Raw genomic sequence first — 24622 nt, 5'->3', positions numbered from 1 at the left:
AGGGGTACAATCGGTGAAGAGGAGACCGCAATGAGCCAGGTGCAGCTTCGTGAAGAGGAAGAGCAGTTTGCCGCCGCGGTCTCCGAGGCTCAGGCGGGACGCAGTGTCGAGGTGTTGCGCAACGGCAGGCCGGTGGCCGAAGTTATCCCGTTTCGTGGAGCGACTGCGCAGCAGACGGGCGATAGCGAAGCCTGGCAACGGCTGACGCGGCTCATGGATCGGGGTGTCGATCTTGGCGGCGTCTGGAGCGGGCGCGAAGAGCTCTACGAACGTGACTGAGTTTACGCTCGATACGAACATCCTCTTCTATGCCTTCGATTCGCGCGACGCGGAGAAGCACAGGACTGCAAAGCTGTTGCTGACAGCCGCTCATCGACGCAGAGCGCCTATGCCGCTCCAATGCCTGAGCGAGTTTTACCGGTCGGCCACAAAGAAGAAGCTGCTTGCCCCGGCCGCCGCATCTGCTATAGTCCGCGATCTTCAGGCAGAGCTGGCAGTCGTAGGGCAGCAGCCGCCGGACCTTGATCTGGCGATGCGCTTTCACGCCCGCTTCGAACTGCAGTTTTTCGACTGCCTTATGCTGGCGACGGCTTTGCGAGCCGGCGCCAGCGTGCTGTTTTCAGAAGACATGCAACATGATCATTCCTATGACAGGCTGCGTGTCGTGAATCCGTTTCGGATAAGCCCGGAGGAACTCTCCGGCCTTTTCGGCGACTAGAGCTTCAGCAGCCGCTCCGCATTCCCATGCGTGAGCTTCGCCATATCCTCTGCGCTCAGCGTCCCGGCCGCGTCTGTCAGGAACTGGCGCCCATGCGTATTCGGGCTGAACGGGTAGTCGACCGAGAACATCAGCCGGTCGATCCCGACCACATCCAGCGCGCAGCGCAGCGGCGGCTGGGTGAAGTAGCCGCTGGTCGTCAGGTGGATGTTCGTCTGGAAGTACTCCGCCGCCGGCCGCTTGAGCTGGCCCGACCGCGAGAGCACGGCCGTGGTGCGAGCCAGCGCGATCGGCAGCATCTCGCCCATGTGGCCGATGACGAGCTGTAGCGTGGGCAGCCGGTCGAAGACGCCGGCGGCGATCAGCCGCAGGGTGTGGATCGCGGTCTCCGAGTGCCAGCCCCAGCCAGCCATCGAGAGCAGGAAGCCCGTATCGCCCGGCAGGCCGGAGAAGTACGCCTGCTGGACCGGCTCTGGCGGCAGCGCGGGGTGCAGATAGACCGGCACATCGAGGGCGACGGCGGCCTCGAGCACCGGCAGGAAGCGCGGATCGTCGAGGAAGAGGCCGTCGGTCGTGCCGTCGAGCAGCAGCCCTTGGAAGCCGAGCTTCCGAATGCAGCGTTCCAGCTCCTGGGCCGCGCCGGCGGGATCTTTCAGGTTCACGGCGGCGAAGCCTCCGAGGCGCTTGGGGTGGGCGGCGATCGCCTGCGCCAGCTCATCGTTCACATCGCGCAGGACGGAGGTCGCGGTCGGCGCGTCCAGCACGTCGAGGCCCATGGCGGCCAGCGACAGGATCTGCAGGTCGACGCCGGCCTCGTCCATGGCGGCGATCCGTCCCGCGCCGAGGTCCATCAGCAGGGCCTGCATGCGCGCCATGGCGGCCGGGGTATGGTGGCCGTGGGCCTCCGTGGTCTTGACGAAATTGCTGGTGATGAAGTGTTCTTCGAGGGTGATCGTCCGCATGGCAGGTTAGATGGCGTCCCACTGGGATGGGTTCACTTTCAGACGCCGGGCCGCCAGGTAATGCCTTCAAGCTTCAAAATGGGATCCTCGGTCGCGCGCAGGGTGGGGAACTCCCCCTGCCAGCGGACCATCTCCAGGCAGCAGACGAGCGCGTCGAAGGCGTCCTCGCTGCCCTGCGCCTTGGCGACGACCGCCCGCGTGAGGCCCGCGTAAAGCTCCGGATCTTCCTGCTTCTTCTTCAGCAGATAGGACTTACGGGCCAGCGGGTTCGACTTCTTCACCGCGCCGGTCAGCAGCCGGGTGTACATCTCGACCAGCAGCGGTTGCGCGGGCGCCGCGTCCTCGAACGGCCAGACGCGGAAGCCGTGCCGCCACAGCTTCAGCAGCCAGGGCATGGCGCGCAGGCTGCCCGTGCCGACGGCGCCCGCTCCGCCGATCTGGAAGGGCGACTTCGGCGTAATGCCCTTCATCCTGGCGGCTCGGTCCGGGTCGCCGCCTTCGAGCGCCTGCTCGATCTTGTTCTCCATGTCGGTGCGGCGCATCATGCGCGGCAGGCCTGCGCCGCAGAAGATCTCAGGACGTTTATGCGGCTTGCCCCAGAAGCGGAGGTCTCGCTCGTGGGGCAGGCAGGTCTCGCCCAGCCAGCGCTCGCCGTGTCCGGAGGCGACGTGCTGCCAGAACTCGAAGACGTCCCCGCAGCCATGTTCGGCGAGAAACCAAGCCGGGTAGCTGAAGCAGCAGTCGATGCTGACGGCCATGGCCGGGGTCTCGCGGGCCAGTTCGATCAGCCATGCGGCGAGCTGCTCGCGGGTGCGACCGTCCTCGAGGATGACCTTGCCGCCGGCGATGCGGCCTTTGGCAGAGCGAGTCCAGACGCCGGCCCAGATCTTCTTCTTCTGGCCCGGACCCTTGTCGCCGGACCAGTCGACCGCGATCAGACGATCGGGCGCTACAGGACGCTCAATCATCGGACTCCGCGCGTTCGTCCGGCTCCGCGTAGCTGTCGGAGTCGCCGCCCACCTCCGGAATGGCCTCTTCGGCGACGTTCCACGTTCGCAAGAGCTTGAAGATCGCGTTCGACGAATAGCCGGCGCGCATCAGCCGGTTCATCGTCCGGACGGTCTCCTTCTGGTCGGCCGGCGGCTTCATGCGCTTGCGAACCGTGTACTGGCGGGCGAGTTCCACCTCGTCGGCCTCGTCGTAGGCGGCGGCGAGCGTGGTCTCGACCAGCTCCTTGCTGACGCCCTTCTGCGCCAGATCCTGCTGGACGCGCCGCCGGCCGAAGCTCTGGTTCTCCTTGCGCATGCGGGTGTAGTCGGCGGCAAAGCGCGTGTCGGAGAGGTACTTCAGCTCGATCAGCCGGGTCACGACAGCGTCCATGTCGCGCTCGCCCTGCTCGCCCTCGTGGGCGCGTGGCTTCATCAGCCGCTTCAGGTCGCGGACGGTGCGCATCTTGCGCGCGAGCGTCCCAACGGCGTACTCGAAGAGCTCGGGTTCGCCAACAGGGTCGCGTTTCTTGGTACTGGCAAAGGGCAAGGCGTATCTCCACCCATCACTCTAAACCGACTTGCGCCTGTTAACCCGGCGGATACCGGGCCAACCTGTTCCTGTTGACGCAAATCGTTCTCCCACAGAGACTTGGCCTGTCAATCCAAACCACATGGGCCCTGCACTATCGAGCAATTAGGGGAGAAAATATGCGTTCCAATTCAAACAGGCATTCCCATGTCTTCGTGGCCGTCCTTGGCCTTTTTCTGTGCTCTCACTTCGCCGCCGCGCAGACGATTCACGTCCCGACAGCCGCGAGCACTTCGCAGGTATCCGGCAAGGCCAGCAACCTTCACGCGCCTGCGCTTGCGCCGCAAAACGGAAGCAGCCCAAACCCATGTTCGTTCTGCCCCATACCCACAATCGGGCAGGATAGCGCCTCGATTCAGTCGTTCTTCGGGACAAACGGACCCGTCGCGCCACTGACTCAGGTAGGCTCGGTTTACAACGGCGCGTCCGGTTCGGCGACGGTCTCGGCCGATCTGGTGTCGCTCATCATGCCAGGCGGATGGCAGGCCAAGGTCACCTCGAACATTCAGGCGGGTTCGACCGGCGAGACCAGCGTCGTCCAGGGGACGGTCCCTACTCTCTCCGCCAGCGCGGCCGGGCAGGCGACGCAGAACATGCTCTATGGCGGCACGATCCAATTCGTCGGCGACTTTCCGCTTCTCTTGTACAACCACGACATGACAAAGGCCGGGGGAACCGGCTGGGAGGTCGACGTGGTAAGCCGGGAGGGCGTCGATATTCAGAACTTCAAGGCAGGCACATCCACGACCGCCTCCTCTCCGCCATCGCACCATTCCACGCAGATCGAGTCATTCTTCGTCGTGAATTCGCTCAATGCTCCTGCCTCCGGCTCCGGCGCCTTTGCGGGGTCCGTCTTTATCGGCGGTTCGTATGGGTACAGCTATACGTCGCACGGATACGCCCGCGACTACGGCTTCGGCAAGCGGGTGAACAACGACATCGGCCAGGTATCGGCTGGCATCCTGATCACCAACTCCGCCAGGGTGTCGATCTCGCGCGCGTTCGGCCCGTCGCAGACCTACATCGACAGCACGACGATGGCGCAAACCAAGGTCAACAACTTCAAGGCGTGGTCGTTCGCGATCACCTATCAGTCGCAGCCGGCTCAGTAAGTCGACGTTGAAAGACTTTGTGGAACAGGGGCTCGAAGAAAGTACGACCAATCCAATTTGGAGACCCTCGCGATGGAGCTACTTTCCGTAAACCGGCTTACTCGCGCGGCGCTGCACCATGCCGTGCCTCTTCCCAGAGAGCATAGGCCGAAGCCGCGTCGAACGAAGCCGGGACGTGTAAGCAAGCTGTTCACCGGGATGATGCGCATGGTGGGCGCCGCGCCGCCGGCCAGCGTCGACATCTCCCTTTCGACCGTATCGCTGGCCAGCAGCTTCGATGCGTATCTCTATGCCGGTTTCGCGGGAAGCCCGGCGGGCATGAATGTGTCCCTGATCCTGGACTCTGGAAATACCGTTCTGGTGGTGCCGCGCTGGGAGGACATCGCGGCGATCCCCAACTGGCAGGCGCAGTACACGATTCTGGGTCAGGCGACCGAGCCCTGGGGATGTCCCGCCAATGTGGTTCAGGGGCCGATCCAGCTTCTCACCGATACCGGAGAGCCCTTCGTCATTGAGGCCTGCGTCTTCCTCGCCTGCACGGCGGATTCGGCGGCGGGCGGGGGACGTACGGCGAACTTCGGAGCAGGCTGCATCGAGCCATGGACCGCCAGCGGTTGGAATACTCCGGCAGGCATTCCCGTCACCCTCAAATCGCCTCTGGCGTATGCGACGGGCACTCCGTTCGCGGAGTTCGACTACGCAACCGCCGATGAGGTCTTCAATGCCGCAAACCCACAGGGCGTATCCGAGAAGTCGACGCTGCGGCTCTACGGCGCCGCACCCAACGGGTACCAGTTTTTGCAGGTCGTCGCGAATTGCCCCTGGATGGCTCTGAGGCCGAAGCTGTTGAAGATCGCCTCGACCGCGACGGGCTGGCCGGCGCCCGGTGCGAACGCCATTGCGATGGTCGATTCCGGCGGCACGTCGGTCTATCTGAGCGATCCGACCGGACTGGTCTATGGGACGATATGGCCGCCAGCCGCGGCGAATCCACCCTGGACAAGCGGCTCGGTCAACTGCGTCTCCACCAGCGCGAATCTGCAGATCTCACTGGGAGACGATCGGGGCGCGTCGTTCACCTACACGATCGACGAAGCCGCGTTGCCGGCCTCCGCGCAGGGACTCACGCTGGTGATGTGTCAGGTGAATGAGTTCATGCGCGGGCAGCCGGGAATGAACATCGGCGGCTTGTCCGTACTGGCGGTACAGTTGATGGTGGATTATTCGGCGGCCCGTGTGGGATTTCGCGCTTTGGGCAGTTAGCCTCAGGCTACATCCCGCACCAGCACGCGGTCGGAGCTGCCGCTCTCGCCCGTGACCGTCTTGCGGACGGGTAGTTCGATGACCACCGCGGCGCCGCGTGGATGCAGGTTGAAGGCGCTGATCTCACCGCCGTGCTCGCGCACGATGCCGTAGCAGATGCTCAGTCCGAGGCCGGCGCCCTCGCCGGGCTGGCGCGTGGTGTAGAAGGGGTCGAAGACGCGGCCGGGCTCGCGGAATCCCGGGCCGGTGTCGCTGACGATCACATGCAGCGCGCGTTCGTCGTGGCTGATCGTCACCCGGATCGAGTGCTCGATCTCCGGCTCGTCGACCGTGGAGGGCAGGACGCCGAGCCGGCTGGTCTGTTCCCTGGCCTGCTCTTCGCTGCGTGTGGCGATGGCCTGAGCGGCGTTGTTCAGCAGATGTTCGAGCACCTGGCGCAGGCGTTCGCGGCTGCCGCGGATCGGCGGCGCGTCGGCCGGCGTGGTGACGATCAGCTTCACGCCGCGCTGTTCGAGCGTGGCGGCGCAGGCGTCGGTCAGCTCCCGCACGATGGGGCCGATCTGCACGGGTTCGTCGGCGCTCGTGACCGGCCGCCAGAAGTTCAGCAGGCTCTGCACGGTGTCGCGCATGCGCCGCGCCTCGGAGACGATGGTGCGGGCGTCCTGCTGCACGCGCGGGTCGGTCGAGGTCTCTTCGATCAGCTCGGCGAAGCCCAGCACCGCGGTCAGCGGATTGTTCAGCGCGTGGGCGACTCCGCCGGCGAGCTGGCCCAGCCCGGCGAGCTTCTCCGCACGCAAGAGCCGCTCGGATAGGGCTGCATTCTCGATCGTCGTCGCCAGCTTGGCGCAGAGCGCCTCGATCGGTCCCATGGCCTGTTCGAGGCCGCGCTCGCGACGCTCTTCGCCGGGCTTCATGCCTCGGTTCGAGCTCTTCATCCACTCCTGGCTGCGGCGCGCGCTGTCGTCCGCGCAGACCGCGATGGCGCCCACCAGCCGGCCGCCCGGCGTGCGCAGCGGCGAGATGATCGCGCGGCGCCACTTGCGGCGTTCGCGCTTGCCTTCGACCTTGCGCTTGCTGGCCTCGGGGTCGAAGTTCTCCCATGTGCCGATGGGGATGGTGAAGCTCTTGCTGCCGGGCCGGATGGCGCGGGTGGGTACGACTTCGGACTTGGGGTCGGCCGCGCCGGTGGCGCCACGCTCTTCCGCCACCACCTGTTCGCCCCAGGCGAGCAGCGCGTTGAGGGTCAGGTCGTCCACGCCGGCCGAGCCTGCGCAGTAAAGGCGGCCTTCGGCATTGCGCATCAGCATGGCGGCGCGCGGAAAGACGCTCTTTTCGGTCACGATGCGGCACACCTGCTTGGCCATGGTGCGCGCGGCGTCGACCGCATACGCGCCGCCGGCGCCGATGCTGGCGGGCAGGGCGGTGTCCATGCGCTCATAGGCTTCAAGTTCTTCGCGGCGGCGGCGTTCGTTGCGCTTGGCCACGGTTTCGACGTTCAGTTGCTGGTAGAGCACGACCGAGGTCACGGCCAGAATCGGGACGCAGATCATCGCGATCATGTGAGCGCCGGCCCACAGGTCGACGTTGTCCCAGCCCATGCCGGTTGCGATTGCCATTGCGGTTTGCTGCCCCAAGACGTGATTCATGCCTGCTGCCCTCACTTCATGTCGACCGAATGCGTATCCTCGGCGTCTAATCATCCGTAGCGAAGCCGTTTCCGGCACCGCGGTTTGTTACCACACAGCCTGGGAGTCCTGCACACCTTTATGCCGAACCAAATTACCCTTCAAGCTGCTTACGATAGAGCCCGGCTGAACCCGGTAACAATCACCCAAAGGTCCGTGCGCGGGAAACGTTCTACGACTTTGGCGTCACGCGCCGCGATGCCGGTTCTGCTGCTGCTTCTGGTATCGGCCTCGCCGCTGCGCGCGCTGGTACCTGTCCGAAATGTGGACGGTCCGGTTGCCGGTCCGGCGCCGGCTGCGGCGTCCGCGCAGGACTCCGGCTTCGGCGATCTCGACACCTCCGCCCCGCAGGGCATCGCGCCCGAGGAGATCGTCAAACGGCTCGGCATCCGCGAGACCGAGTTCCGCAAGGCGCGCGACGAGTACACCTTCAAACAGCTCGTCAAGACCGACACCATCTCCGAGGACACCGGCCGCCCCGACGGCGAGTACCAGCAGCTCTCGCAGATCGACTTCACGCCCGAGGGCCGCCGCGTCGAGCGCGTGCTCTTCGCCCCGGCCAACACCATCGAGCGCGTCATCATGACCGAGGCCGACTTCGACGAGATCCGCAACCGCCTGCCCTTCATCCTGACCACCGAAGACCTGCCGAAGTACGACGTCACCTACCTGGGCAAGCAGAAGGTGGACGAGCTCGACACCTACGTCTTCCAGGCTGGACCGAAGACGCTCGAAAAGGGCAAGCGCTACTTCCAGGGCAAGGTCTGGGTCGACCAGCAGGACTTCCAGATCGTGCTCATCAACGGCAAGACCGTCCCGCAGGATACGCGCAAGGGCCACGAAGACCTTCAGCCGCCCTTCACCACCTACTATGAGCAGGTGGACGGTAAATACTGGTTCCCGACCTACACCAAGGCCGAGGGCAACCTGCACTTCGCCGCGCAGCAGGGCGCGCTCTCGCAGGACGTCCACATCCGCACGATCGTGAAATACACCGACTACAAACGCTACATCTTCAAGGCGAAGAGCCGCGTTCTGGACGCGAACGGGAACGTGATCGAGGAAAAGGACTCCGGCAAGCCTTAGCTTTTCTTGTTTGTCATCCTCGAAGAGGATCTGCTTTCGTCTTTGATCGGTCCAATCGGCGCCAATCGGTGTTAGGTGTTTGCGACCGATTGGTCTTAAATTCATGCACCGACTTCCGCGGCCCCGACATCTCTTCTTGCAGGAGATTCATCAACATGGCAACCGATAAGAAGATCGCACTCGTGACTGGCGCAAATCGTGGCATCGGGCTGGAGACCGCCCGGCAGCTTGGGCAGAAGGGCATCACCGTCATCGCGGCGGCCCGTTCGCTGAGCGCGGCGGAGGAGACGGCCGACAAGCTGAAGGCCGAGGGGCTGGACGTCGTTCCTGTGAAGCTCGACGTGACCAAAGCCGCGGACCGCGAGGCGGCGGCGAAGTTCGTCGCCGACCACTACGGCAAGCTCGACATCCTGATCAACAACGCGGGTGTAGGTGACGATCTCTTCAACCAGAAGGTCAGCGAGACGAGCGAAGAGGAGCTGCTGAAGATCTTTGGGACCAACGTCTTCGCAGTGGTCGCGGTAACGCGTGCGTTCCTGCCGCTGCTGAAGAAGAGCGACGCCGGCCGCATCGTGAACCTGTCGAGCATCCTCGGCTCTCTGACGCTGCACGCCGATCCGAACAGCCCCATCGCCGGCGTCAAGGCCTTTGCTTACGACGCCTCGAAGGCCGCGTTGAACTCCTTCACGATCCACCTCGCGGCGGAGCTGAAGGACACGAAGATCAAGGTCAACTCCGCCCACCCGGGCTGGGTGAAGACCGAGATGGGCACCGAGGCCGCGCCGATGGAGATTCCCGAGGGCGCGCAGACCAGCGTGGAGCTGGCGCTGATCGGTGAGGATGGGCCGAATGGGCGATTCATTCACCTGGGGCAGGAGCTGCCCTGGTAAGTTTGGCGTAGAGGGCGGAAGCGGTGAGGCTAATAGCCAACCGCTCCTGCCCGCTTGCATGGCGTGATGGTTGGCGGCACATCGGCATTGTCTGGCATATCCCACGGCCAGCTTGCCTCATAGCACTCCCGAGCGAGATATCGCCCCTTGCCGAAACGATAGATATAGAGCGTGGAGTCGCGAGCCGAATCGTGAGCCGCAAGAATGAGATCGCGGAATCCGCTGGTCTTCGACTCCATGAGGGTGAACGACTGAACGCCGCCGGTTCCGCGTCCGTTGCTGGTATCGAGAATCGTTCTATACCCGCTTGGCGATTTCTGTAGAACCCATAAGACGCAGTTCGCGGCTCCACACTCGCCATCAGCTCCAGACGGGGAAGCAATCACTTCGGGAATTCCATCTCCATTCAAGTCGATTAGGCGTAGTCGCGTATCGTTCACGATCTCCGCAGGGTTCCGTTTGAGAGCGTCGCGCTCTTCCACGAAGAACGGTCGCATCAACTGCATAATTCGAAGATGGGCAGCAGCGTTATCCGCCGCGCTCAAACCCGATGCCTTCGCCAAAGTATGATCGCCATCCGGTTCCTGCGCTTTGTGGTAATCCCAGCGAAAGCTGTTATGTCGCGCCTGTGGTGGCTGCGCTGGCGAACTTATGCAAAAAAGCAATGCGAAGAAAGCGATAGGGCGCGACATGCGCTGAGTGTATCAGCGAGATCGGCGGCGAGCGACCGATTCTGCGCGGTGTGCTTTCAGTGATGCGCGTACCTCTTCAAGCGACAGCCCACTCGACGGATCGGCCGTAAAAGCGTCGTACGCCGGCCCCACAACCTCGCGCAGCCAATGCTCAAACGGGTCGAGTTGCAACTCTTGCGAAGGCTGTTTGTCAGTCATCTCGCGTCCCTCGAAAGTATTCTACGCCAGCAGCCGACGGCAATGCCGAGCGATCTGCAACTCTTCCTCCGCGGGCAGCGCACGAATATCCCCTACATTCAGGAACCCTAGCCGCTCGCAGATCGCCCTGCGCGTGCGCTCGGAGTGCTCGCCGATTCCGCCGGTGAAGACCAGTCCGTCCAGCCCGCCCAGCACCGACACGTAGCCCGCGATCGTCTTCGCGATCGTCCGGTAGAAGACCTCAAGCGCCATCGCCGCGCGCGCGTCGCCACCGTCGGCGACCTTTTCGATATCGCGCACATCGCTGCCCGCGCCGCTCAGCGCCAGCAGGCCGGACTGCTTGTTCAGCAGCACCTCCAGCGCCTCGGCTTCGAGCTTCTCCGTGCGCATCAGGTAGAGCAGTACGCCGGGGTCGATATCGCCCGTACGCGTCGCCATCACCACGCCGCCCGTCGGGGTGAAGCCCATGCTGGTGTCGACCGATTTGCCCTCGGTCATCGCGCAGACGCTGCAGCCGTTGCCCAAGTGCGCGACGATCAGCCGCTTCGGCACGGCGTCGCCCAGCTTGTGCACGATCGACTCATACGACAGCCCATGAAAGCCATACCGCCGGACGCCATGCGCCCAAAGCTCCAACGGCAGGGCCAGATGCGTGGCCTCCTCGGGCATCGTCCTGTGAAAGGTCGTGTCGAAGCACGCGAACTGCGGCAAGCCGGGGTAGGCCTTGCCGGCGGCGTCGATCAGCTTCAGCGAGGCGGGAATATGCAGCGGCGCGAAGTGGGTCGAGTCCTTCAAAGTCTGGATTACCTCGGGCGTGATCTTCGTATGGTCGAGCAGCTTTGGCCCGCCATGCACCACGCGGTGCCCGATCGCGACCGGCGCCGGCAAGTCCTGCTTCGCCAGCAGCTTTAGCCCAAGCGTCAAAGCCTCGGACTGGCCCTTCGCCACAGCCGGCTCGGTGTGGACCTCTTTCCCGGCCGAGTCCTTGAGGACCAGCGTGCCGCCCGGCGTACCGATGCCGTTCACCGTGCCTTCGAGCAGAATCTCCTCGTCCGCGTCTTTTTGCACGAACAAGCCGAACTTCAACGACGACGAACCGCTATTCACGACAAGCACCGGGTTCATACCGACTCCTGACCAAACCATACTCCGCTTGGATGCAGGCCGGCGCGTGATGGGAGTCACAGACAGTCAGTACATCCAACCCCTACGATTGTTCATCTGACCATAAAGAAAGTCAGATAAGTTTCCGCCAGGGCTGTCCATACGGCGCGAATGTGACTGTTCCGCCTGTCCTTCCGTCGTTCACGAAGCGCCTCACGATCCACCCAGAGAGCTGCCGCATGCCGATCCAGACGAACGAAACTCCTTTGTCTCCTGAAGAACTCAGCGCCACGCACCGCTATTGGAGCGCCTGCAACTACATCTCCGCTAGCATGATCTACCTGCGCGCGAACCCTCTGCTGCGCGAGCCGCTGACACAGGACCACATCAAGCGCCGCCTGCTGGGCCACTGGGGCTCGGACCCCGGACAGTCGTTGATCTGGGTCCACATGAACCGGCTCATCAAGAAGTACGACCTCAACACCATCTACATCTCCGGCCCCGGCCACGGCGCGCCGGCGACGCTTTCGAACTGCTACCTCGAAGGCACGTACTCCGAGGTCTACCCGGACAAGAGCCGCGACGAGGCCGGCCTGCTGAAGTTCTTCAGGCAGTTCTCCTTCCCCGGCGGCATCGGCAGCCACTGCACGCCGGAGACCCCAGGCTCGATCCACGAGGGCGGCGAGCTGGGCTACTCGCTCTCGCACGCCTACGGCGCGGCCTTCGACAACCCGGACCTGATCGTCACGGTCGCCATCGGCGACGGCGAGGCCGAGACCGGTCCGCTCGCGACCTCCTGGCACTCGAACAAGTTCCTGAACCCCATCCGCGACGGCGCCGTCCTGCCGATCCTGCACCTGAACGGCTATAAGATCGCCAACCCCACCATTCTCGCGCGCATCCCGCACGAAGAGCTGGAGGCGCTGCTGACCGGCTACGGCTACAAGCCGTACTTCGTCGAAGGCAACGACCCGCTCGTCATGCACCAGAAGATGGCCGCCACGCTTGAAGCGGTCGTGCTCGAGATCCGCGAGATTCAGAAGAAGGCTCGCGAGACCGGCGACGCGACGCGTCCGCGCTGGCCCATGATCGTGCTGCGTTCGCCCAAGGGCTGGACCGGCCCGAAGGAGGTCGACGGCCACAAGGTCGAGGACTTCTGGCGCGCGCACCAGGTGCCGATCGACAGCGTCGTCGACAACCCCGGCCATCTCGCCGAGCTGGAGCGGTGGCTTCGCAGCTACAACCCCACCGAACTCTTCGACGCGGAGGGCAAGCTCATTCCGGAGCTGCAGGCGCTCTCGCCCACCGGCACGCGCCGCATCAGCGCCAACCCGCACGCCAACGGCGGCCTGCTGCGCAAGCCGCTGAACCTGCCCGACTTCCGCGACTATGCGTACAAGGGCGATGTCAGCGGACACAGCGAAGCCCCGCCGACCGACATCCTCGCCCACTTCCTCGCGGAGGTCATGCGCCAGAATATGACCAGCTTCCGCGTCTTCGGCCCGGACGAGACCGCCTCGAACAAGCTGCAGTACATCTACACCGCCAGCCCCAAGGTCTGGAACGCCGAGTTCAAGCCCGAGGACGCCGACGGCGGCGAGCTGGCCCTCGACGGCCGCGTCATGGAGATGCTCTCCGAGCACACGCTCGAAGGCTGGTTCGAAGGCTACGTGCTCACCGGCCGGCACGGCTTCTTCTCCACCTACGAGGCCTTCGTCCACGTCATCGACTCGATGTTCAATCAGCATGCGAAGTGGCTCGAAGCCAGCAAGAAAGAGGTCGGCTGGCGCGCGGCCATCTCGTCCATCAACATGCTCATCACGTCGCTGGTCTGGCGCCAGGATCACAACGGCTTCACCCATCAGGACCCCGGCTTTCTCGACCTCGTGACGAACAAATCGGCCGAGGTCTGTCGCATCTACATGCCGCCGGACGCCAACTGCCTGCTCTCGGTCGCCGACCACTGCCTGCGCTCGACCGAGTACATCAATGTCATCGTCGCCGATAAACAGAACCACCTGCAGTACCTCGACATGGACGACGCGATCCTGCACTGCACCAAGGGCATCGGCATCTGGGACTGGGCCTCGACCGACAACGGCGTCGACCCCGACGTCGTCATGGCCTGCGCCGGCGACATCGCCACGCAGGAGGCGCTGGCAGCGACGGCCATTCTGCGCGAGCGCTTCCCGGACTTGAAGATCCGCTTCGTCAACGTCGTCGATCTCTACCGGCTGCAGCCTTCGACCGAGCACCCGCATGGGCTGACGGACAAGGACTTCTGCTCGCTCTTCACCGCGAACAAGCCGGTCATCTTCAACTTCCACGCCTACCCGTCGCTCATCCACAAGCTCGCCTACAAGCGTCCCAACCACGACAACATGCATGTGCGCGGCTACAAGGAGAAGGGCAACATCAACACGCCGCTCGAGCTGGCGATTGAAAATCAGGTCGACCGCTTCAACCTCGCCATCGACGTCATCGACCGCGTGCCGCGTCTGCAGGCGACCGGCGCCCACGTGAAGCAATGGCTAAAGGACCAGATCATCGAGTCCATCGCCTACGCGCACGAGAACGGCATCGACAAGCCCGAGATCACGAAGTGGCGCTGGCCGTACTAACTCCTAAAAATGCTTGTCATCCTGAGCGATGTGTCATCCTGAGCGAAGCGAAGGATCTGCTTTTCGATCCGACGACCATGCCAGCCCAGGCGAAAAGCAGGTCTTTCGACTCCGCTGTGCTCCGCTCAAGATGACACTTTATCGCTGAGTACAGTAAATCTCCCACCTGGTAGCTCCGATCCTCGAAAAAGGGGGCCGGAGCTTTTCTTTGCCGCTCGTAAACACAGGGGTTCATTGCTAAGCTCAACTTCTACGACACGCAGAGGAAGAGGTCGAGCCAACCGCAAGGGTCCCCAGTATGGTTCAAACTTCTGCTGTCAGCGCGCCGCAGCTCCCTGAGTTGATCGAGACGATCTACGCTGCGGTGCATGCGCCGGAGCTCTGGCCGCACGCGCTCGACCGCGTGGCCGCAGCCATCGGCGGACGCCAGACGGTGCTCTTCACCGACGCATCCGTCTCCGGCATGCCGGGCGTCCTGCGCAGCGCGGGCACCGATCCCGTCCTGATCGACAAGCTGCTCGCACACTACGGCGGCGTCAACATCCTCAGCGAGCCCTGCGACGCCATGTTCCCCACCGGCTCCGTGCGTTACAGCCATCTCGCCGTGCCGGACGCGGAGTTCGAGCGCTCGGAGTTCTACCACGACTTCTTCCGGCCCCACGACATGTACTACAGTTGCGGCATCAAGATCGCGCTCTCCGGCGCCGCGGCCGGACAGGCGCCGTCGTATCTCAGCTTCCAGCGTCCGCGCAGCGCCAGCGCCTTCGACGTAGAGGAGGGGTTGGTCCTGTCGGCGCTGGCGCCGCACCTCCGCCGAGCCTTTGCGCTGCACCGCCGGATGGCCGAACTCCAGACCGGCATCGCGGGCCTCGAGGCCGCGCTGACCGCCTTCGACCACGTCGTCTTCGGGCTGGACGCGCGGAAGCGCGTGGTTGTCACCAACCCGGAGGCTCAGGCCATCCTCCGCGCGGGCGTCACGCTGCGGCTGAAGAACGACCGCCTCGCCGCGGTCGACCCGCGCCAGAACGAAGAGCTGCAAAGGTTGATCGCGCAGGCCGTCGGCGAGGGAACGCGGGTCTACGCGCCGCGACAGGGCGCGATGCGTCTCGAACGCAAGCCCGGAGAGCCGCTGTACCTCGCGGCCAGCTCGTTTCCCGGCGCACCTGGCCGGGGCCGGCAGGCGCTGGCCGCGACCATCGTGCTGCACGATCCGGCGAAGCGCCCGCTCTCCCGCGCCGCCGTGCTGCGCTCGCTCTACGGCCTCACCGCGACCGAAAACCGCGTAGCCGACCTGCTTCTACAAGGGCTGGACGCCCGGGAGATATCGCTCCAGATCCGTCTTACACTGGAGACGGCGCGCTTCCACGTCAAACGCGTACTCGCAAAGACCGGCACGCGGAGACAGTCGGAGCTGATCCGGCTGATGCTGTCCCTACCCGGCATGGGGTGAACGAAAAGGGCCTAACACCGATTTCAACGAGGGACACCGCTCCGATCGGTGCTCATTCCTTGAAATCGGTGTCAGGCCTCTGTCTGCCGAACGAAACCGGTTGCCATCAAGCCGCCGCATCCCCCGATTCAAAGTAAAGATACCGCCGCCAGCTCGGGTCGGCCGAGCCGATCATCCGCATGATATGGCGCGAGGTGTGCAGCGAGAACGGCCTCGGCTCGCGCTGCAGCTTCATCTCGGTCAGCTCGTGCAGCATCTGGTTGCCCTTGCGGCGGTTGCAGTCGTGGCAGCAGGCGACGAGGTTCTCCCACGTCGACAGGCCGCCGCGCGAACGGGGAATCACATGGTCGAGCGTCAGCTCGCTCGCCGTCAGAATCACCGAGCAGTACTGGCACATGTTGCGGTCGCGCAGCAGGATGTTCTTGCGCGAGAGAGCGCGGGTCTGGTGCGGGATGCGGCGGTACTCCAGCAGCCGGATGACCGACGGCATGCCGACGTTCATCCGCTGCGCGTGCAACACCGCGCCCTGCTGCTCCTCCGCGCGCGCCACGCCCTTTAAGACCAGGACGAGCGCCCGGCGAGCCCCGCAGATGTTGATCGGCTCATAGCTCGCGTTCAGCACCAGCACCGGCGTCTGCATGGCCGGCTGGCGGAATACGCCGATCCGCACGTCCAGTTCCGTGGTCGCCTTCTTGGCCTGCGCGCCGTTGTGTCCGGCGTGCCGGCTGTTCGTCACCCTCTGCTTCCGACTCTTTCCCGTCTGCATTCTGCAAGTTCCTCCGGTTCCGATATCCCGCATTGAAGTTCCTGAACTTTTGCTAGTGGCTCCACATGGCGACGGAGTCTTCCGGCTCCGCGCGAGCCCGCTCGACCTGCGCACGCGCCAGCGTCGCGACCCAGACCCGCGCTGCGCCGGCCTTGCGCAGCACGCGCGCGCACTCGCCGGCCGTCGCGCCCGTGGTGTAGATGTCGTCGATCAGCAGCACCTCTTTGCCCGCGAAGACGGCTTTGTCCGCAACCTCGAAGGCCCCGCGCAGGTTGGCGTGGCGGCCCTTCGGCGAGAGGGCGTACTGGCTCTCGGTGTGGCGCGTCCGCTTCAGGGCGGCGTGTGCGGCGGTGAGCTTCCAAGCCGGTGTTGTTGTCTTTAGAAAACGGATCGCCGCATCCGCCAGCAGAATGCTCTGGTTGTACCCGCGTTCCGCCTGCCTGGCAGGAAAGAGCGGCACTGCGACCACCATCAGGCTGAGGTCCGCCGTCGTTTCGAGCTGGCGGATCGTCTCGGCCAGCTTCGCGCCCAGCGGTTTAGCCAGCGCGCTCACCCGCTCGTACTTCAACTGGTGGACCATCTCACGCAGCCCCTCGCGATACGCGCCATAGGCGACCGCGCGCGCAAAGTGCGGCGGCGTGGCCCGGCAATCCGAGCAGAGGACACCCTCGGGCAGCATACCCGCGAGAAATCTTTGATCTTCAATGGATTCGAGGTCGAGGTTGAGTCCGAGCGCCTCGCCGCAGCGCCCGCACAGCGTCCCGGACGTGCTGCTGGACTGCGGAGCAAGCTCATCCGCACATGCATCGCAGACCGGAACCATCCCAGCCCGCAGCAACGGCCCGCCGCAGACGCGGCAATCGGCCGGAAAGACTGTCGTTACAAGGTCATGCAGTAGAGTCCGGGGCAGAACGGAGGGACTTCGCAGCACCCTCACGACGGCGCGCCAACCGCTCGCGCGCTCGTGCCCCGCGTCGCCAGGCGGACTGGCGAGCGGTCCAAACGACCCGCCGGGTGGAGCTCCGGCCGCGGTCCCGAGCGTCTGTCGATTCAAGCTCTCGCTGAAGACACACCTCACTCGACGGCGCAACGAAGTTTCAAAGCCACTCTGCGCCGATGACCGAAGTATAAGCCCACGACGGGCAAAAACGCCAAATCGGGCGATGAACGGCCATCCTGATACACTCGGCTCCAAGCCAAAACGCATTCACCCGATACAGGAGTCACCCTACCCAATGCCCGAGCCGAACCAGTTTCAGCCCTTCGTCCCAGCCTCCGACAACCGGCCGGAGTTCACGCTCCGCGCGTTGCTGCTGGGTGCGATCTTCGCCGTGCTCTTCGGCGCGGTGACGGTCTACGTCGGACTGCGCGCCGGGCTTACGGTCGCGGCGTCGATCCCAATCTCGGTGCTCTCGATCTCGATCCTGCGGGCATTCGGCAAGGCCAGCATCCTTGAGAACAACATCGTCCAGACCATCGGCAATGCGGGCCAGTCGATCGCCTCGGGCGTCATCTTTACTCTGCCCGCGTTGATCTTTTTAGGTTTCGACCTGGAGTCGACCCGCATCTTCGCCCTCGCGCTCTTCGGCGGCTGGCTGGGCGTGCTGTTCATGATCCCGCTGCGGCGCCAGCTCATCGTCGACGAGCACGAGACGCTCATTTACCCCGAAGGCACGGCCTGCGCGGACGTCCTGATGGCGGGCGAGCGCGGCGGTTCGTTCGCCTCGCGGGTGTTCTTCGGCCTCGGCCTCGGAGCGTTCTACACGCTCTTTCAGAACGACAATCTCTTCGCGATGTGGCCCTCCGGCCCGAACTACGAGCCGGACTTCGGCGCGCAGCACATCCTCAAGGGCTCGGCCATTCGCGCCGACTGCACGCCGGAGTATCTCGGCGTGGGCTACATTATCGGCATCCGCGTGGCGGCGATCATGCTCGCGGGCGGCGTCTTCTCGTGGCTGGTCATGATGCCCGCGATCCACTTCTTCGGCCGCGACCTCATCATCTACCCCGGCACCCTGCCGATCTCGGCTATGGACCCCAGCACGCTCTGGAAGACCTACGTGCGGCCGATGGGCGCGGGCGCGGTGGCCGCCGCCGGACTCATCACGCTCATGCGAACCATGCCCACCATCGCGAGCGCGCTGCTGGAGGGCGTCCGCAACATCAAGGCGTCGCAGGGGAAGACGGAGACGCGGACGACCGGCCCGATCCGCACCGCGCACGACCTGCCCATGTCGGTCGTGCTGGGCGGTTCGGTGCTGTTGCTGATTCTGATCGTCGCGTTCCTGCAGTTCCATCCCGTGCCGGGGGCGCAGGTTGGTCTGCTGGCCAACATCGCCGCCTCGCTGCTGGTGCTGGTCTTCGGATTTTTGTTCGTGACGGTCTCGGCGCGTATCGTCGGCATCGTGGGCAGCTCGGCCTCGCCGGTCTCCGGCATGACGATTGCGACGCTGATGGCGACCTGCGCGATCTTTCTGGTGAAGGGCTGGACGGCGCCCGCCTTCGGCGCGCTGGCCATTACGATCGGCGGCATCGTCTGCATCGCGGCGTCGAACGCGGGCGACACCTCGCAGGACCTCAAGACCGGCTACCTGATCGGCGCGACGCCGTGGAAGCAGCAAGCCGCGCTGATGGCCGGCGTCATCATCTGCGTCTTCTCCATCGGCGCGACGCTGAACGCGATGAACAAGGGACTCGAATCCTTCCAGCGCCTGCCCACGCCGATGGCCTATACCGACGCGTTGCTCAAGGACGGTGTGCAGCAGAAGGGCCACTTCGACCGTGAGCGCCTGACGCTTTCGAGCAAGCAGGGCAACAAGGAGATCGTCGGCAACGGTCACGACTACATCCTGCTGAACGCCATCGGCTCGACCACGCTGCCCGACGGCAAGTATCTGCTGAACCCGGCGACCAACCAGATCGAGATTCAGTGGACGCAGGGCATCGGCAGCGAGAAGGCCGCCGCGCCGCAAGGCAAGCTGATGGCGACCGTCATCAACGGCATCCTGACGCAGAAGCTGCCCTGGGGGCTCGTCCTGCTGGGCGTCGCGCTGGTGATCGTGGTGGAGCTGCTGGGCGTGCGTTCGCTCACCTTCGCGGTCGGCGCGTACCTTTCGATTGCGACGACGCTCGCGATCTTCGTCGGAGGAGTGATGCGCTGGATGGTTGACCGCGCGATGCTTAAACAGGCGGCCGAGAACGCCGCCGCCGTCGATACGGACAGCGAGATCAGTCCCGGCTCGCTCTACGCCTCGGGCCTGATCGCCGCGGGCGGCATCGTTGGCCTGCTGGGCGTGGTGGTGAAGCTGTACGAGGCCGCGACCGAGCGCTCGATCCCGCGCTTCCCGGCCAGCTTCAGCGCGCACTCCACGCTGCACGACTGGACCAGCGTCGTGATGTTCGGGTTGCTGGCGTTCAGTTTGTACTACTTCGCGCGCAAGCCGTTGGATACCAAATAAGAGGAGTAGACCATGCGTCGCATCTGGTGTTTCGCCGCCGTCCTGTGCATTTCAACCCTGGCTCGCGCAGACGAGGCGAGCAAGCATGCAAAGCTCCTCGAATACTTTCAACTGACGCACATGCAGGATCGCGTCGAGCAGATGAAGGTCGCGGCGGAAGCCCAGTCGAAGAACTTCGCGGCTCAGCAGATTGCCTCCTTTGGCCTGCCCAGCGACCAGACGAAATCGGTCGACGCGTACTACAAGAAGCTCTCCGAGCTGGTCGCTTCGAGGTACGACTGGACGAATCTTGGACCAGCCTACGAGAAGATCTATGCCGACCTTTACTCCGAGGAGGAGATCTCTGCGATTCTCCTCTTTTACAAGTCGCCGATCGGCCAAAAGCTCCTCGCCAAAACGCCCGAGGTGACGAGCCGGATGTTGGAGGTCAACCGCCAGAAGATGGAGGCTCTCACCCCGCAGATACAGCAGATGACGGCTGACTTCATGAAACAGCTCCAGGAGGAGTACGGCAAGTCCACGACGAAATGACAATTCAAGCGCTATAACGAAGCAGCAAGCTACTTTGTCAAAAGAACTTGTTGTAGCTACAATAAGCCCATGTACGTTTGGGACGAGAAGAAGCGTCTAGCCAATCTCGCCAAACACCGGCTGGACTTCGCAGATGCCTATGTCGTCTACGAGAATCCGGAGAAGATTACGGTTGTGACGAACCGTAACGAGGAACAGCGCTATGCCGACGTTGCGGTCATCCAAGTCGTCCAGACATATCTCACGCTCGTCTACGTCGAACGTGGCGCCGACGTCCGCATCATCTCGTTTCGCAATGCCTCACGGAAAGAGCGTCGACGGTATCTTGACGCCCGGAAGTAAGACCGATTGGGATTACGTCAAGCGCATGGCCGAATCCGACGCGCCGATCCCGTACGACCCCGAGGATGGCCCGTACGATCCGAACGACGATGCCGCTGTCGACGCATACTGGGATGCCGCTACCATCATCCACGGCCCCGGCAAGCGGGGCCCGCAGAAGGCGCCGCCGAAGCAGCTTGTCTCTCTACGTCTCTCGAGGTCTGTTCTCGAATACTTCCGCGCCACCGGTCCGGGCTGGCAGACACGCATCGACGAGACCCTGAAGCGAGCCACGGAGATCAAGTAGCTTGTCGCCGTGCTCGTGAACGGCGTTGGATACCGGGCAAATTCGCTAATTCACGCTACGAACCGGCGCGGCTCCCCCAAGCAGATGCTGGCGCATCGCTGCCTCCAGCGCACTGTCGTCGGGCGGCGGCGCCGCCTGCGCCGGAATGGCGAGGGGAGCGGTCTTCGGCACGAAGACTGGCTTATCGCTGACAGAAGCGGAGAGAGCATTCGGCGCGGTGGCCGCGGGCTTTGGCCGTCGCGTGTACTCGCGTTTTTGCCGGGGTGGAAGGATCGTCACGCGCGGCTCCGGCTCAGCGTCCACCACGGGCGCTCTCTTCGCGTAGGCGCGCTTCACGCTGACAGGCTTGATGGGCGCCGGCTCCGCAACCTCTAACAGAATGGCGCGGACGCGCAGTAGTTTGTCGATCTCTGCGTCGATGCCGCGCAAGATAAGTTCTGTGTTCATAGCATCCAGCATACTTCTTTCAGTGGCCGCCGCAGCCATGGCCGCAGCTATGTCCACCACAACCGTGGCTGCCGCAGCCGTGACCCGCGCTGTCTCCGCCGTGGCCTCCATCGCCGGAGTGATGGGAGGAGCTGGACGCCCCGCAGGTGCTGCAACCTGTCAACAGCAGAGTATCGGCCGCGCCTCCGTTGGTGTCGGAGCCGAACCGGCGGGCGTACAGGCGCTGTGTCTTCTTCACCGACTCCAGCTCCTGCTCCGAACCCTGCACGACGTGCGGGTTGTGATGCATCAGCCTGCCGAAGAGCAGATCGCAGTCGTTGGCATACTTGCGCGTATCGAGAATGTGCTGGTGCCAGAACTGGTCGAGGTCGTCCTCGCCTTGGGCGTTCGGCCATGGAATGACCATGAATCCCGGCTGTGTCTGCAGCAGGGTAAGGAAGCGGAGGTATTCGATTCGCGCGGCTTCGGCGCGTTCGGCGCTCCAGCCGCGCTTTTCCATCACGGCGTCGCGAACCGAGATGAGGTCAAGGGCTTCGGGAGAGGGTTTGCTTGCGGAGATCGTCTTCCAGGACGCCTTCACAGTCATGTAGATAACGATGACAAAGATCAACAGGAAGATCGGGAGAACCGACATGGTCGCCATCCGGACTGCCGTTCTGGTGCGCCGGGCTTCAGGGCCCATCCATCGTGTGAGCTGCGCGTTACACCGCCAGTATATCCGCAGGCCGTGCTATCGGCTGCTCACGACGCCCGGCACAGGCTCGAACTCCTCCGGCCCGACAACCTCCGCGCCGCGACCGATCTGCCAACGACCGCGGTCCAGGTACGCCGCCGTCAGGCCGATCACCACCTCCGGCTGGACGACCAGCAGCGGCGCGAGGTAGCGCTTGGTCTTCAGGAAGCCTTCCGCGCCGCCGCGGACGGGCTTGCTGCGCGGCAGCGTGCCCGGCGTCTGGGCGATCTCGATGACCTTCAGTTCGGCTTCGGGATGCTTTTTGCCGTAGGTCGCCACGCGCCGCGCGACCTGCTTGGGCGAGAGGATGCCGAGGTCGCTGAGGTGGTCCGCCCGGACCGTGCGGGGGTAGTAGAAGTTCACGATGTCGGCGGCGAAGTTCGCGCAGTTGGCCCGGATCACGCTGTAGCGGCGGCGGTTGGGCGCGGCGTTCAAGGCGGCGACGAGACGCTCGTCCTGCTCGCGCGTCGTCGCCAGTTCGTAACCCCAGAAGCGCCGGATGTAGGCCATGCCGGCGGTCTCCCGCCACTCCTCCCACGCCTTGGCGTTCTCCGCTTCGGCGGGCATGGCAGCCTGAAGGTAGCGTGCGCGATAGGCCTGCCGCAACGCCTCCACCTGCGCGTCTGTGGCGCTGGCGGGAATCTCGCTGGCGCGATCGGCGGCGTAGAGGAACTCGAGCGGCGGTGTGGCGATCCAGTCCAGATCGCCGATGTGGAAGTAGCGCGCGACCACGACGCCCTGCGGCTCGCCCGGATGGCACATACGCAGCTTCGTCGGGCCGTCGGCGCAGATGCGGTCGAGATAGATAGAGGTGTGGCCGTTCGGCATCATCGCGCCGAAGCTGCCGAAGGGTTCGCCCACCAGCACGGTGACGGAGGCAGAGGCTGGCGGCGCAAGCATCGCCAGCAGCAAGACGCCTGTGCCTGACAGCCAGCTCCAACTCCATCTCAGGGGCCCGAACATGCCCGGTTGGATGCGTGTCGGCGCGTCGCGGTCAACCGGTCATCGCCTAAGGCTGGAGTCGATCTTTGCGGCTCAGGTCTTCGCTGCGCTGTTCGATCTCCCGGTTCTTCTCCGGGTGGAGGCTCTTTAGCAGCTCCAGCAGGCTGGCGGGATCGAAACTTTCGAGCTGGTGGTCCGCGCCGGGACAGTCCGTAAACCCGGGCGCGGCGACCACGATGATCGGCAGGCCAGGGTGCAGCGCCTTGATGGCCCGGATCAGCTCGGAGCAGGGGATATCCTGGATACCGCCGTCCATCACGACGCCGCTGACGTTGGGGAAGTGCGCCAGCGTCTCCAACGCCTCGGCGCCGCTGTAACTGGTGATGACGTTCAGCTTGGCGGTCTCGATGACGAGCTTGCGGGTGGAGATGCTGCCTGCGTATTCGCGGTCGATTACGAGAAAACACGGTCTCAGCAACATGTTCATACCTGCTTAGATGCGGAAATCGGGCCATATGGAGGAACATGGCCGCCGCATGCTCGCAGGGGCTAAAATCTGGGGGTGAGCCGTCGTATGAGAAGCCTTGCCAGATTCGTCCTGCTCGCCTCGCTCACCTGCGCGGCGCAGCAGTCCGCCGCGCCGCATCGCACGCGGCTGATCCTGAAGGACGGCAGCTACCAGATCGTGATGAGCTACCAGGTCGCGGGCCAGACGGTGCGCTATGTCAGCGCGGAGCGCGGCGGCGCGACCGAGGACATTCCGCTCGACCTGGTCGACCTCGACGCCACGCGCAAGTGGGAGCGCCAGCACAGCCCCGGCGCCGCCGCGACGCCCGATGCGCCCGACCGCGCACCCGCGATCGACCCCGAGCTGCTGAAAGAAGAGGCTGAGCGCGCCTCGTTCGCCCCGCTGGTCGCGCCCGATCTCCATCTGCCGGAGCAGGATAGCGTCCTTGCGCTCGACACCTGGCAGGGCGCGCCGGAACTCGTCCCGCTCGTCCAGTCCGACGGCGACCTGAACCGCTCGACCGGCCACAACATGCTGAAGGCGACGCTCAATCCCTTCGCCAGCGCGCACCAGGTCGTCCAGCTCAAGGGCGAAAGGGCCGCTGTGCAGGTCCATGTCGACCGGCCCGTGCTCTACCTGCGCATCGGCGATGAGAGCGACACCGCAGGCAGCGGGCAGGCCTTCACGGTCGACACCGGCGGTGCGAACAACCAGCCGCAGCGCGGCAACGTCATCCCCGCGACCAGCCGCTATGTCATTGTCCGCACGGAGGTTCGCACCAACGCACGCGTGGTCTACAGCTTCAAGACCAGCCTGCTGGGCGGAACGAAGCAGCAGGACGACGTCGTCGAAACCACGACCGAGCAACTGCCCGGCGGCCACTGGATGAAGGTGACGCCCGACCAGCCGCTGCTGATCGGCGAGTACGCGCTGCTGGAGGTGATCTCCGATAAGGAGATCAACCTGGGCGTGTGGGACTTCGGCGTTCACCCAACCGCGCCCGAGAATCGCGACGCGATCAAGCCGGAGCCGAAACGGCCGTTTTCGCTGGAGCGGCGGAGGCCGTAGTCGGTCTTTTGCGTTCTCGCCCTGCCCGAAATGCCGTCCATTCGCAAACGCCTGTTGTCCGCAGATGCCTGTCATTCGCATATGCCTGTCATCCTGAGCGAAGCGAAGGATCTGCTTCTGTCCTTCAACCCAAGCATTCATGGCGATCCCAGACGCAGGTCCTTCGCTTCGCTCAGGATGAC

General features: G+C 64.3%; 25 protein-coding genes. 13 read left to right on the top strand and 12 right to left on the bottom strand.

The annotated features are described in order from the left end of the window. Window positions 1–30: 30 nt before the first annotated feature. Window positions 31–279, top strand: coding sequence for a type II toxin-antitoxin system Phd/YefM family antitoxin (locus tag CHB87_RS17235; RefSeq protein ID WP_089409686.1), 249 nt, complete (start codon window positions 31–33; stop codon window positions 277–279). After that, window positions 272–718: a PIN domain-containing protein gene (locus CHB87_RS17230; RefSeq protein WP_176441833.1), complete on the top strand. Its 447-nt coding sequence runs from the start codon at window positions 272–274 to the stop codon at window positions 716–718. The genes CHB87_RS17235 and CHB87_RS17230 overlap by 8 nt, the downstream gene beginning before the upstream one ends. On the opposite strand, the gene CHB87_RS17225 is transcribed toward CHB87_RS17230, so the two are convergent. From CHB87_RS17225 to CHB87_RS17215, 3 genes are read right to left on the bottom strand one after another with little or no spacing between them, the layout of a single operon-like run. Next, window positions 715–1680 (bottom strand): amidohydrolase family protein, encoded by a 966-nt coding sequence (locus CHB87_RS17225; protein WP_089409684.1) that lies wholly within the window; start codon window positions 1678–1680, stop codon window positions 715–717. The two genes, CHB87_RS17230 and CHB87_RS17225, sit on opposite strands and share 4 nt — an antisense overlap. Window positions 1681–1718: 38 nt before the next feature. Continuing rightward, on the bottom strand, window positions 1719–2648 hold the full coding sequence (locus CHB87_RS17220) for a hypothetical protein (RefSeq protein ID WP_089409683.1): 930 nt from the start codon (window positions 2646–2648) through the stop codon (window positions 1719–1721). Then, complete coding sequence (locus CHB87_RS17215; RefSeq protein ID WP_089409682.1) at window positions 2641–3216, bottom strand: regulatory protein RecX; 576 nt, start codon at window positions 3214–3216, stop codon at window positions 2641–2643. The genes CHB87_RS17220 and CHB87_RS17215 overlap by 8 nt, the downstream gene beginning before the upstream one ends. Before the next feature lie 161 nt (window positions 3217–3377). Between CHB87_RS17215 and CHB87_RS17210 the strand changes: the two genes are divergently transcribed. Together CHB87_RS17210 and CHB87_RS17205 are read left to right on the top strand one after the other, a co-directional pair. Continuing rightward, the gene (locus CHB87_RS17210) at window positions 3378–4370 is read left to right on the top strand and encodes a hypothetical protein (protein WP_142988409.1); all 993 of its coding nucleotides are present in this window, start codon (window positions 3378–3380) and stop codon (window positions 4368–4370) included. Window positions 4371–4442: 72 nt separating this feature from the next. Next, window positions 4443–5633: a hypothetical protein gene (locus CHB87_RS17205; RefSeq protein WP_142988408.1), complete on the top strand. Its 1191-nt coding sequence runs from the start codon at window positions 4443–4445 to the stop codon at window positions 5631–5633. Window positions 5634–5635: 2 nt separating this feature from the next. Here the strand turns inward: CHB87_RS17205 and CHB87_RS17200 are convergent, their stop codons facing one another. Beyond that, the gene (locus CHB87_RS17200) at window positions 5636–7249 is read right to left on the bottom strand and encodes a sensor histidine kinase (protein ID WP_176441832.1); all 1614 of its coding nucleotides are present in this window, start codon (window positions 7247–7249) and stop codon (window positions 5636–5638) included. Between the two features lie 249 nt (window positions 7250–7498). Between CHB87_RS17200 and CHB87_RS17195 the strand changes: the two genes are divergently transcribed. Continuing rightward, a complete protein-coding gene (locus tag CHB87_RS17195) occupies window positions 7499–8404 on the top strand; it encodes a LolA-like protein (protein WP_142988407.1) in 906 nt (301 codons plus the stop codon). Between the two features lie 155 nt (window positions 8405–8559). Next, the gene (locus tag CHB87_RS17190) at window positions 8560–9294 is read left to right on the top strand and encodes an SDR family oxidoreductase (RefSeq protein ID WP_089409677.1); all 735 of its coding nucleotides are present in this window, start codon (window positions 8560–8562) and stop codon (window positions 9292–9294) included. Window positions 9295–9323: 29 nt separating this feature from the next. Here CHB87_RS17190 and CHB87_RS17185 read toward each other — a convergent pair whose 3' ends face one another. Beyond that, window positions 9324–9986 carry a hypothetical protein gene (locus CHB87_RS17185; RefSeq protein WP_142988406.1) on the bottom strand — a complete coding sequence of 221 codons (663 nt, stop codon included), beginning with the start codon at window positions 9984–9986 and terminating at the stop codon, window positions 9324–9326. A 219-nt stretch (window positions 9987–10205) separates the two neighbouring features. Then, window positions 10206–11309: an acetate/propionate family kinase gene (locus CHB87_RS17180; RefSeq protein WP_089409675.1), complete on the bottom strand. Its 1104-nt coding sequence runs from the start codon at window positions 11307–11309 to the stop codon at window positions 10206–10208. A 218-nt stretch (window positions 11310–11527) separates the two neighbouring features. On the opposite strand from CHB87_RS17180, the gene CHB87_RS17175 reads away from it, so the two are divergent. Continuing rightward, window positions 11528–13909 carry a phosphoketolase family protein gene (locus CHB87_RS17175; protein WP_089409674.1) on the top strand — a complete coding sequence of 794 codons (2382 nt, stop codon included), beginning with the start codon at window positions 11528–11530 and terminating at the stop codon, window positions 13907–13909. A 298-nt stretch (window positions 13910–14207) separates the two neighbouring features. After that, window positions 14208–15359, top strand: coding sequence for a helix-turn-helix transcriptional regulator (locus tag CHB87_RS17170; RefSeq protein ID WP_142988405.1), 1152 nt, complete (start codon window positions 14208–14210; stop codon window positions 15357–15359). 106 nt (window positions 15360–15465) lie between these two features. Here the strand turns inward: CHB87_RS17170 and CHB87_RS17165 are convergent, their stop codons facing one another. Both CHB87_RS17165 and CHB87_RS22015 read right to left on the bottom strand, forming a co-directional pair. Beyond that, window positions 15466–16125 (bottom strand): HNH endonuclease, encoded by a 660-nt coding sequence (locus tag CHB87_RS17165; protein WP_089409672.1) that lies wholly within the window; start codon window positions 16123–16125, stop codon window positions 15466–15468. 52 nt (window positions 16126–16177) lie between these two features. Further along, on the bottom strand, window positions 16178–17179 hold the full coding sequence (locus CHB87_RS22015) for a ComFC family protein (RefSeq protein ID WP_176441831.1): 1002 nt from the start codon (window positions 17177–17179) through the stop codon (window positions 16178–16180). Window positions 17180–17360: 181 nt separating this feature from the next. On the opposite strand from CHB87_RS22015, the gene CHB87_RS17150 reads away from it, so the two are divergent. The 4 genes from CHB87_RS17150 to CHB87_RS17135 all read left to right on the top strand — a co-directional run bounded on the left by CHB87_RS17150 (window position 17361) and on the right by CHB87_RS17135 (window position 20742). Further along, window positions 17361–19583 (top strand): OPT family oligopeptide transporter, encoded by a 2223-nt coding sequence (locus tag CHB87_RS17150; RefSeq protein WP_089409669.1) that lies wholly within the window; start codon window positions 17361–17363, stop codon window positions 19581–19583. A gap of 12 nt (window positions 19584–19595) precedes the next feature. Next, window positions 19596–20114: a DUF2059 domain-containing protein gene (locus CHB87_RS17145; RefSeq protein WP_089409668.1), complete on the top strand. Its 519-nt coding sequence runs from the start codon at window positions 19596–19598 to the stop codon at window positions 20112–20114. A gap of 69 nt (window positions 20115–20183) precedes the next feature. Further along, window positions 20184–20456, top strand: a complete 273-nt coding sequence (locus CHB87_RS17140) for a BrnT family toxin (protein ID WP_089409667.1) — start codon at window positions 20184–20186, stop codon at window positions 20454–20456. A gap of 25 nt (window positions 20457–20481) precedes the next feature. Continuing rightward, window positions 20482–20742: a BrnA antitoxin family protein gene (locus CHB87_RS17135; protein WP_176441830.1), complete on the top strand. Its 261-nt coding sequence runs from the start codon at window positions 20482–20484 to the stop codon at window positions 20740–20742. Between the two features lie 45 nt (window positions 20743–20787). Here CHB87_RS17135 and CHB87_RS17130 read toward each other — a convergent pair whose 3' ends face one another. The 4 genes from CHB87_RS17130 to CHB87_RS17115 form a co-directional block, all read right to left on the bottom strand. Next, on the bottom strand, window positions 20788–21189 hold the full coding sequence (locus CHB87_RS17130) for a hypothetical protein (protein WP_142988403.1): 402 nt from the start codon (window positions 21187–21189) through the stop codon (window positions 20788–20790). 19 nt (window positions 21190–21208) lie between these two features. Continuing rightward, a complete protein-coding gene (locus tag CHB87_RS17125; RefSeq protein WP_142988402.1) occupies window positions 21209–21823 on the bottom strand; it encodes a glycine-rich domain-containing protein in 615 nt (204 codons plus the stop codon). Window positions 21824–21919: 96 nt separating this feature from the next. Further along, window positions 21920–22834 carry a hypothetical protein gene (locus CHB87_RS17120; RefSeq protein ID WP_089409663.1) on the bottom strand — a complete coding sequence of 305 codons (915 nt, stop codon included), beginning with the start codon at window positions 22832–22834 and terminating at the stop codon, window positions 21920–21922. A 97-nt stretch (window positions 22835–22931) separates the two neighbouring features. Further along, the gene (locus tag CHB87_RS17115; RefSeq protein ID WP_342743579.1) at window positions 22932–23345 is read right to left on the bottom strand and encodes a DNA-binding transcriptional response regulator; all 414 of its coding nucleotides are present in this window, start codon (window positions 23343–23345) and stop codon (window positions 22932–22934) included. A 93-nt stretch (window positions 23346–23438) separates the two neighbouring features. Between CHB87_RS17115 and CHB87_RS17110 the strand changes: the two genes are divergently transcribed. Further along, window positions 23439–24440 carry a hypothetical protein gene (locus CHB87_RS17110; RefSeq protein WP_245818056.1) on the top strand — a complete coding sequence of 334 codons (1002 nt, stop codon included), beginning with the start codon at window positions 23439–23441 and terminating at the stop codon, window positions 24438–24440. The last annotated feature ends 182 nt before the right edge of the window (window positions 24441–24622 follow it).

The sequence above is a fragment of the Granulicella rosea genome (genome assembly GCF_900188085.1).
GTDB classification, from domain to species: domain Bacteria; phylum Acidobacteriota; class Terriglobia; order Terriglobales; family Acidobacteriaceae; genus Edaphobacter; species Edaphobacter rosea.
The sequence above is the reverse complement of the archived record's forward strand: the minus strand, read 5'-3'. Positions and strand labels throughout refer to the sequence as shown.

What these genes read in the sequence shown, in the direction of transcription:
- CHB87_RS17235 (WP_089409686.1), top strand. Translation starts at nt 31, where the DNA reads ATGAGCCAGGTGCAGCTTCGTGAAGAGGAAGAGCAGTTTGCCGCCGCG.
- CHB87_RS17210 (WP_142988409.1), top strand. Translation starts at nt 3,378, where the DNA reads ATGCGTTCCAATTCAAACAGGCATTCCCATGTCTTCGTGGCCGTCCTT.
- CHB87_RS17185 (WP_142988406.1), bottom strand. Translation starts at nt 9,986, where the DNA reads ATGTCGCGCCCTATCGCTTTCTTCGCATTGCTTTTTTGCATAAGTTCG.
- CHB87_RS17220 (WP_089409683.1), bottom strand. Translation starts at nt 2,648, where the DNA reads ATGATTGAGCGTCCTGTAGCGCCCGATCGTCTGATCGCGGTCGACTGG.
- CHB87_RS17140 (WP_089409667.1), top strand. Translation starts at nt 20,184, where the DNA reads ATGTACGTTTGGGACGAGAAGAAGCGTCTAGCCAATCTCGCCAAACAC.
- CHB87_RS17225 (WP_089409684.1), bottom strand. Translation starts at nt 1,680, where the DNA reads ATGCGGACGATCACCCTCGAAGAACACTTCATCACCAGCAATTTCGTC.
- CHB87_RS17135 (WP_176441830.1), top strand. Translation starts at nt 20,482, where the DNA reads ATGGCCGAATCCGACGCGCCGATCCCGTACGACCCCGAGGATGGCCCG.
- CHB87_RS17130 (WP_142988403.1), bottom strand. Translation starts at nt 21,189, where the DNA reads ATGAACACAGAACTTATCTTGCGCGGCATCGACGCAGAGATCGACAAA.
- CHB87_RS17125 (WP_142988402.1), bottom strand. Translation starts at nt 21,823, where the DNA reads ATGTCGGTTCTCCCGATCTTCCTGTTGATCTTTGTCATCGTTATCTAC.
- CHB87_RS17190 (WP_089409677.1), top strand. Translation starts at nt 8,560, where the DNA reads ATGGCAACCGATAAGAAGATCGCACTCGTGACTGGCGCAAATCGTGGC.
- CHB87_RS17200 (WP_176441832.1), bottom strand. Translation starts at nt 7,249, where the DNA reads ATGGCAATCGCAACCGGCATGGGCTGGGACAACGTCGACCTGTGGGCC.
- CHB87_RS17115 (WP_342743579.1), bottom strand. Translation starts at nt 23,345, where the DNA reads ATGTTGCTGAGACCGTGTTTTCTCGTAATCGACCGCGAATACGCAGGC.
- CHB87_RS17110 (WP_245818056.1), top strand. Translation starts at nt 23,439, where the DNA reads ATGAGAAGCCTTGCCAGATTCGTCCTGCTCGCCTCGCTCACCTGCGCG.
- CHB87_RS17175 (WP_089409674.1), top strand. Translation starts at nt 11,528, where the DNA reads ATGCCGATCCAGACGAACGAAACTCCTTTGTCTCCTGAAGAACTCAGC.
- CHB87_RS17150 (WP_089409669.1), top strand. Translation starts at nt 17,361, where the DNA reads ATGCCCGAGCCGAACCAGTTTCAGCCCTTCGTCCCAGCCTCCGACAAC.
- CHB87_RS17145 (WP_089409668.1), top strand. Translation starts at nt 19,596, where the DNA reads ATGCGTCGCATCTGGTGTTTCGCCGCCGTCCTGTGCATTTCAACCCTG.
- CHB87_RS17165 (WP_089409672.1), bottom strand. Translation starts at nt 16,125, where the DNA reads ATGCAGACGGGAAAGAGTCGGAAGCAGAGGGTGACGAACAGCCGGCAC.
- CHB87_RS17205 (WP_142988408.1), top strand. Translation starts at nt 4,443, where the DNA reads ATGGAGCTACTTTCCGTAAACCGGCTTACTCGCGCGGCGCTGCACCAT.
- CHB87_RS17180 (WP_089409675.1), bottom strand. Translation starts at nt 11,309, where the DNA reads ATGAACCCGGTGCTTGTCGTGAATAGCGGTTCGTCGTCGTTGAAGTTC.
- CHB87_RS17170 (WP_142988405.1), top strand. Translation starts at nt 14,208, where the DNA reads ATGGTTCAAACTTCTGCTGTCAGCGCGCCGCAGCTCCCTGAGTTGATC.